Source organism: Solemya elarraichensis gill symbiont (assembly GCF_002021095.1).
In the GTDB taxonomy this organism is placed as follows: Bacteria; Pseudomonadota; Gammaproteobacteria; order Chromatiales; family Chromatiaceae.
In genome coordinates this window covers 1-5841 of sequence record NZ_MPRK01000115.1, presented here as the reverse complement: position 1 = coordinate 5841, position 5841 = coordinate 1, and the positions used below count along the sequence as shown (strand labels likewise).

General features: G+C 49.8%; 8 protein-coding genes. 5 read left to right on the top strand and 3 right to left on the bottom strand.

Going from position 1 to position 5841, the window contains the following annotated elements; translation table 11 throughout:
- Positions 1-265, top strand: a 265-nt coding sequence (locus BOW51_RS06885; RefSeq protein WP_281252871.1) for a sulfur globule family protein, incomplete at its 5' end; no start/stop codon positions are given.
- 163 nt (positions 266-428) lie between these two features.
- On the opposite strand, the gene BOW51_RS06880 is transcribed toward BOW51_RS06885, so the two are convergent.
- Complete coding sequence (locus BOW51_RS06880) at positions 429-1028, bottom strand: urate hydroxylase PuuD (RefSeq protein ID WP_078477045.1); 600 nt, start codon at positions 1026-1028, stop codon at positions 429-431.
- A gap of 213 nt (positions 1029-1241) precedes the next feature.
- Here BOW51_RS06880 and BOW51_RS06875 point away from each other — a divergent pair, with 213 nt between their 5' ends.
- The 4 genes from BOW51_RS06875 to BOW51_RS06860 all read left to right on the top strand — a co-directional run bounded on the left by BOW51_RS06875 (position 1242) and on the right by BOW51_RS06860 (position 4412).
- Positions 1242-1856 carry a carbonic anhydrase gene (locus BOW51_RS06875; protein WP_078477044.1) on the top strand — a complete coding sequence of 205 codons (615 nt, stop codon included), beginning with the start codon at positions 1242-1244 and terminating at the stop codon, positions 1854-1856.
- Between the two features lie 348 nt (positions 1857-2204).
- The gene (locus tag BOW51_RS06870) at positions 2205-2885 is read left to right on the top strand and encodes a lytic transglycosylase domain-containing protein (protein WP_135568119.1); all 681 of its coding nucleotides are present in this window, start codon (positions 2205-2207) and stop codon (positions 2883-2885) included.
- A gap of 22 nt (positions 2886-2907) precedes the next feature.
- Positions 2908-3426 carry a protein disulfide oxidoreductase gene (locus BOW51_RS06865; RefSeq protein WP_078477043.1) on the top strand — a complete coding sequence of 173 codons (519 nt, stop codon included), beginning with the start codon at positions 2908-2910 and terminating at the stop codon, positions 3424-3426.
- A gap of 209 nt (positions 3427-3635) precedes the next feature.
- Positions 3636-4412, top strand: coding sequence for an alpha/beta hydrolase (locus BOW51_RS06860; RefSeq protein WP_167367259.1), 777 nt, complete (start codon positions 3636-3638; stop codon positions 4410-4412).
- A 310-nt stretch (positions 4413-4722) separates the two neighbouring features.
- Here the strand turns inward: BOW51_RS06860 and BOW51_RS06855 are convergent, their stop codons facing one another.
- Positions 4723-5265 carry a DUF3299 domain-containing protein gene (locus BOW51_RS06855; RefSeq protein ID WP_078477041.1) on the bottom strand — a complete coding sequence of 181 codons (543 nt, stop codon included), beginning with the start codon at positions 5263-5265 and terminating at the stop codon, positions 4723-4725.
- 11 nt (positions 5266-5276) lie between these two features.
- A partial coding sequence (locus BOW51_RS06850; RefSeq protein WP_135568118.1) for an ABC transporter permease occupies positions 5277-5841 on the bottom strand: 565 nt, incomplete at its 5' end.

The window sequence follows — 5841 nt, the reverse complement described above, 5'->3', positions numbered from 1 at the left end:
AGACGGACGTGGTGAAGGTCGTGGCCGTGGTCGTGGCAAAGGTCGCGGAAGCTTCAACTTCAGCATGGACGCAGACGCTGATGCCGATTCTGAATTCGATGGCGATACCAACAACAGCTACTACGGTCGCGGTTACAACAACATGGACAACCGTTACAACGGTCGTAACGGCTACGGTTATGCTCCTTACGGTTACGCTCCTGTTGCTGCTCCAGTTGCTCCAGTTGCTCCTCAGGCGCCTATCGCTCCTGAAGCTGCCAAGTAAGATTACAGTTTAAAACTGTAGTTAATACGGAAAAATCCTCGCCTCCGGGCGGGGATTTTTTGTTTTAGGCTACCGTCAAAAAACAAAACCCCGGCAGAATTACCGGGGTTTGTTATCGCTTTAAATCCGGCCAGGCCGGATTTGATACCTCAATGACAGGCAGTTAGAACGGAAAACCGTGTCCATACGCAGTCATACCGAGTAGCATCGGGATCGACAGCGCTGTATTGATGCGCGAGGCCATTGTGGCGATTTTCTTTGCCTTGGCGATCTCTTCAGGTGTCGCCTGCTTCATGCCCAGGATCTTCTTCTGGTTTGGCCAGATCAGACCCCATACATTCAGAAGCATGATGGTACCAAGCCATGCGCCCATGCCGATGGCATTGATGCTTGCAGTGGCAAAGGTAAAGCCTTCAAAGGTAAATGCCTGGCCCATGATTCCCATCTTGCCAAGAGCCGCTGCGCCTGACAGCCAGGTCAGCAGTGCAGCCCAGCGGAACCAGAAGAGTGCGCGTGGTGCGACATATTTGTTGATCGCAGCGGGCCCCGGATCACCGTCTGAAAGTGCCTGGGCTACTGCGGGCATCTGTACAGCGTTGAAGTAGTAAAGCAGGCCTACCCACGCAATACCGACTACAACATGGAACCAGACAGTCAGTTCAGTAATGTTGGCTGCGCCATCTCCGCGCAGGAGGAAAATAAAAATGACTGAAAGGACGACACCAAGAATGACGGTACCGCCGCGTGAAGCAAGAGGATTCATAATGATTACTCCGGTTATCTGAAACTCAGCAAAAAAATATAATTATTCGTTGTTACAATCGAGAGTATGCGGATATGCACGTATTCGATTTTTACATTCTAACGCGTAAGTATGTAGTCAATAAACATCCAAAACGTTAGAGTAACAGCGGTTTTTTGCTGTGCAACAGGTGTATGCTACAAATCCAGCATAGATACGGGGAGAGATTAATTAATGATTTCAGCACAACAGGCATTGCAGAGATTGCAGGAGGGCAACAGGCGCTTTGTGTCCGGCGCCGGACGTGACGGCATCTTGTATGACAATGATCGACGCGATCAGCTCGTAGCCGGGCAGGAGCCTTTTGCGATCATACTGGGGTGCTCAGACTCGCGCGTACCGGCCGAAATTGTTTTCGACCAGGGGCTGGGCGATCTCTTTGTGATTCGTGTCGCCGGAAATATCGTCGCCCCGTCGCAAATTGGAAGCGTGGAATTTGCCGTGGAGCAGTTCAAATCGCCTCTCGTTGTGGTGATGGGACATACTCATTGTGGTGCGATTTGCGCGACCATCGATGAACTGCAGCGTCCGCATGGCGAGCGTTCAAAAAATATTCAGTCGATAGTGGACCGCATTCGCCCGTCAATAGAGTCCCTCGTTTCTACTCCCATGTGGGAAGATCAGGGGGAGCTCATCAGGCATGCAACGCGCGCCAATGTGCGTGCTTCGGTGAATCAACTGCGGCATGGCTCAGCAATGCTGGAGAAATTGACCGAACAGGAAGAGCTGGTAATCACGGGGGCAGAGTATGATATTCAGAGCGGCGAGATCGATTTTTTCGAGAGCTGAGCCTTATTTCATCTGCAGTAGCGCGGGGCAGGTCAATCGTGCTTTTCCACATGCTGCATTTTGTCGTGTAAAAATTGAGTTTACCGGATAAAGGCTACAGAAGGGTTTTACAATCTAATGTAACTAATTGATTATATGAATAATTCAAATTTCAACTGTTTGACTTGCTCTATCAAGCGAAAATTCGTGCCTGAAAACAACCTCCATTGACACGTTTGTTTCCACAGAGTTATCCACAGGCTTGTGAAGTGTTTAGGCAGCGCCCAGCCTGAAATCTCAATTAATCACACTGGTAAAGGCTTTCACTAAAAGCTATCCTGTTATTGTTAATAAAGGGGAAATCACTGAATGCTTCAATCCGGCAAGAAAACGGCATTGGCGATAATCATTCTATTGCTGTCAGTTGGCCAACTTTTGGCCGGAACTGTCTACGTCTATCTTGCACCGGACGGAACCCTGGCCTATTCGGATGAACAACTGGAAACTCCCTACCGTTATCTCAACACCATTCATCTCAACTGGGGTGATATTGAGGGGCGTAAACCCGATCCCGTCAATGATAGCGAGTTAGATGAACTGCTTGCAGATGAGTCGGACCAGGAGAAAAACAAGAAACAGGTCAGCGACAAACGTTTTTCCGACATAGTTAATCTCATGGCTGAAAAGTACCGCTTACCGCCTGAACTGATTCATGCGGTTATCGAAGCTGAATCTAACTACAACGTCAGCGCCATATCTCGTACTGGCGCAACTGGCTTGATGCAATTGATGCCGGAAACTGCCAAGCGACTTGGGGTCTCTGACAGGAGTGATCCGAAGCAGAATATCGAGGGTGGGGCAAAATACCTGCGCGAACTGCTCGACCGTTTCGATAACGATCTCGCCCTGGCACTGGCCGGGTACAATGCCGGTGAACACGCTGTGCTCAAACATGGTCGTACCGTTCCTCCCTACAAGGAGACACAGAAGTACGTCGATATCGTATTAAGAAATCTGCGGCGTAACTTCACTAGCGGTGACGCTGGCTGATTCCATTCTCCCTCTCTTTTCCATGAAAATGAAAATCCGGCGTCGCACCTTGATGCTACTTACGCTTGAACTATTGCTGGTTATGGCAGTGGTTTTTGGCGTCAACCTGTGGCGTACACGTGAATCGGCAAGTGGTGCCGCTCCGGAGATTGCCGCTATTACGCTGGATGGAGAAATGGTCAACCTGGGCGACTACAGCGGTGAGAACCTGCTGGTTTATTTCTGGGCAAGCTGGTGCCCAGTATGCGGTTTTGTTGACAACAGTGTCGATGCGCTTGCTGAAGATTACCCGGTGATCACAGTGGCACTCTCATCCGGGAGCGATGCAGAGATTCGTCAACACCTGCAGGAAGAGGGATTGAGCTTTGACGTGGTCAATGATGCTGATGGAGAAATCAGCCAGCGTTGGGGTGTGGTGGGTGTGCCGATGAGCTTCATCATCGACAGGCAGGGAGAAATCCGTTTCAGGGACGTCGGTTACTCTTCCGGTCCTGGTCTGCGTCTGCGCTTGTGGATCGCAGAAAACTTTGATGAATGGTAGGTCGTTTCACTCAGAATTTGTTTCGCCCGTCAGCTAAAGGGTTGAATCCAACCGCCACATGAATTGAGCATATCAAGTCCGAATGCAGTGCCTCTAATATGATTAGATTCCTCTATACTCATTTGTGTATGTTCAATAAATTCCTGATTTTGATATCTCTATTCACGATATTTTCATACTCCGTCTCTGCTGAGCAGGGGGATGGCTATATGAAACTGGAGCAGAGTGTTTGTGGCCTGAAAGAACCCTTAACATTTTGGCTATGGAGCAGCCTGGCTGGAAAGCCAAATGCAGATCAACTGGCAGGATTGAATCATGTTGAAGATATCTCTTTCGAGACAAAAGATCACAGGATATTGCGTGGCTATAAACTGAGAGCAACAGGAAATGAAGGAGAGTTGATTGCGCCAAAGGGCTACCTGCTTGTGCTGCAGGGAAATGCCATCCTGGCAGACCGGCTTATTGGTGAGTTTGCACGTTTTTCATCAGCTGGATTTGATGTCTATATCTATGACTTTCGTGGCTATGGCCGTTCAGAAGGCAGGCGACGACTTAAAGCAATTGTGAGTGACTATACGGAAATCATCGCTGCGCTCAATTCGGCTGACTATGAAAAACATTTAATCTATGCAATGTCGTTCGGTGGAATAGCCTTCCTGAATGGATTTGAACAGCACGCCCGACTTGATCAGATTATCGTAGATTCCTCACCGAGTCGTTTATCCGATTATGGGTGTCCTCCAGAGTATGACCCCGTAAACCATCTTCCTGATGATTGTAGTCATTGCCTGTTTATTGTTGGGCGAAATGACAGGGTGATTCCACTTGCCATGTCACAGGAATTGGTCGATAAGGCGCAACAAAAACGGGCTGTGATACTAAGGGATGATAAGTTTGGGCATCCTTTTATGGATTACGACTGGTTGGTACATCGACGGCGCATGAAGATTGTTGAAGAATACCTGCTTTATAATATTCAACCATGATCGGAAATTAGTTGTCAGGGTAAGCGCTCCTCTCGCTGTACAGGTGGTAAAAAGTCTGAAGGCATCTCTCTTCCAGTTGCGAACGTCTCTTGTGTACAGTGGCATCTGCCCCTTGAACTGAAACGCTGCAGGTTTAGTTCTTCACACTCTGCCTGATTGCCAACTCCGGGGATGACAAGAGGTTGTTGACTGAAGGATGCGTAGTCGCCTGGTGCATGCAGATGGCATGAATCGGCGTTGGCCTGCGTCTGCGTAACCAGACTTGCGAAAATGATGATTACACAGGTGGCTGAATGCCAGCAGGTATTCATTATTCTCGTATTATCTCTTCTTCGTAGGGTGTCACCTCTTCTGCCTGGATCTGGTAACCGGCGGTTGCAAGATCACTGTCGAATGATTTTGCGCTCATCGTACCGCTCACCCAGACAGTATCGAAAGCCTGGCGTATCTTGGCATCGCCCTTGGGTACTTTTACATAGACTGTCTGGTTGGCCGGGGGAGGGGGCACATGGATGCAGGCACCATAATATGGTACCAACAGAAACTCGCTGAGTTTCTCACCGTCCCCTTCGAGTGGCACCACGAAGCCCGGGAGCCTGACCCGTTTTCCATCCAGGCTCTCCACCACCGGGGCTGCATCCCATGCTGCCTCCAGTTCTTCAAGCACTTTTTGGGCCCTGGGGTCATCGTCATCCAGCTCGTTGATATCACCAAACTGTTCCATAATTTTTTCAGGTTGAAAATCCTCGGGAATCATGGCGTCCCACTCCAGCTCCTCTGCCTGTTCAGCATTGGCGGGGTGAAGGAAAAAACTGGTGGATATTAATAGTAGTGCAACAAACCATGGTTTCATCAAACGGACCTCTATAAACGTATGTTCATGCCATCGGCCAGGGAGTAACGATAGGCACGATAACCAGGTATTAGGCCAATGATCAGGCCGGAAGTTCCAACCAGGCCCAGAATCAAGTACTCCCGAAGTGACGGAAGGCTGATCTTCAAGTGGAGGCCATATTGGCTCTCCATGATCGGTTGGGCAAGAGCCAGGCTGGTATAGAGCAGAAGCAGGCCCAATGCGATCCCGATCAGACTGAGCAGAAAACTCTCCCCGGTTATCAGCAGAAGGATGTGCCCCGGGCGGGCGCCTACTGAACGAAGGATTGCCATTTCGCGACGGCGTTCATTCAGGCCGGCGAGCATTACGGTCAGCATGCCGATCAGGCCAATCGAAACGACCAGGATGGTGACTACAAAAAGCGCATTCTCTGCGACGCTCATGAGGTCCCAGAGCTGCTGGAGTGCGACACCCGGTAAGATAGCAAGCAGGGGTTCCTTGCGGTAGTTATTGACTTCCCGTTGTACCCGGAAGGTAGCGATTTTGCTCTTGAGGCCGACGAGGAAACCCGTTATCGACTTGGGTGTCAGCTCT

Coding starts and splice junctions, on each gene's coding strand:
- BOW51_RS06880 (WP_078477045.1), bottom strand. CDS start 1,028: ATGAATCCTCTTGCTTCACGCGGCGGTACCGTCATTCTTGGTGTCGTC.
- BOW51_RS06875 (WP_078477044.1), top strand. CDS start 1,242: ATGATTTCAGCACAACAGGCATTGCAGAGATTGCAGGAGGGCAACAGG.
- BOW51_RS06870 (WP_135568119.1), top strand. CDS start 2,205: ATGCTTCAATCCGGCAAGAAAACGGCATTGGCGATAATCATTCTATTG.
- BOW51_RS06865 (WP_078477043.1), top strand. CDS start 2,908: ATGAAAATGAAAATCCGGCGTCGCACCTTGATGCTACTTACGCTTGAA.
- BOW51_RS06860 (WP_167367259.1), top strand. CDS start 3,636: ATGAAACTGGAGCAGAGTGTTTGTGGCCTGAAAGAACCCTTAACATTT.
- BOW51_RS06855 (WP_078477041.1), bottom strand. CDS start 5,265: ATGAAACCATGGTTTGTTGCACTACTATTAATATCCACCAGTTTTTTC.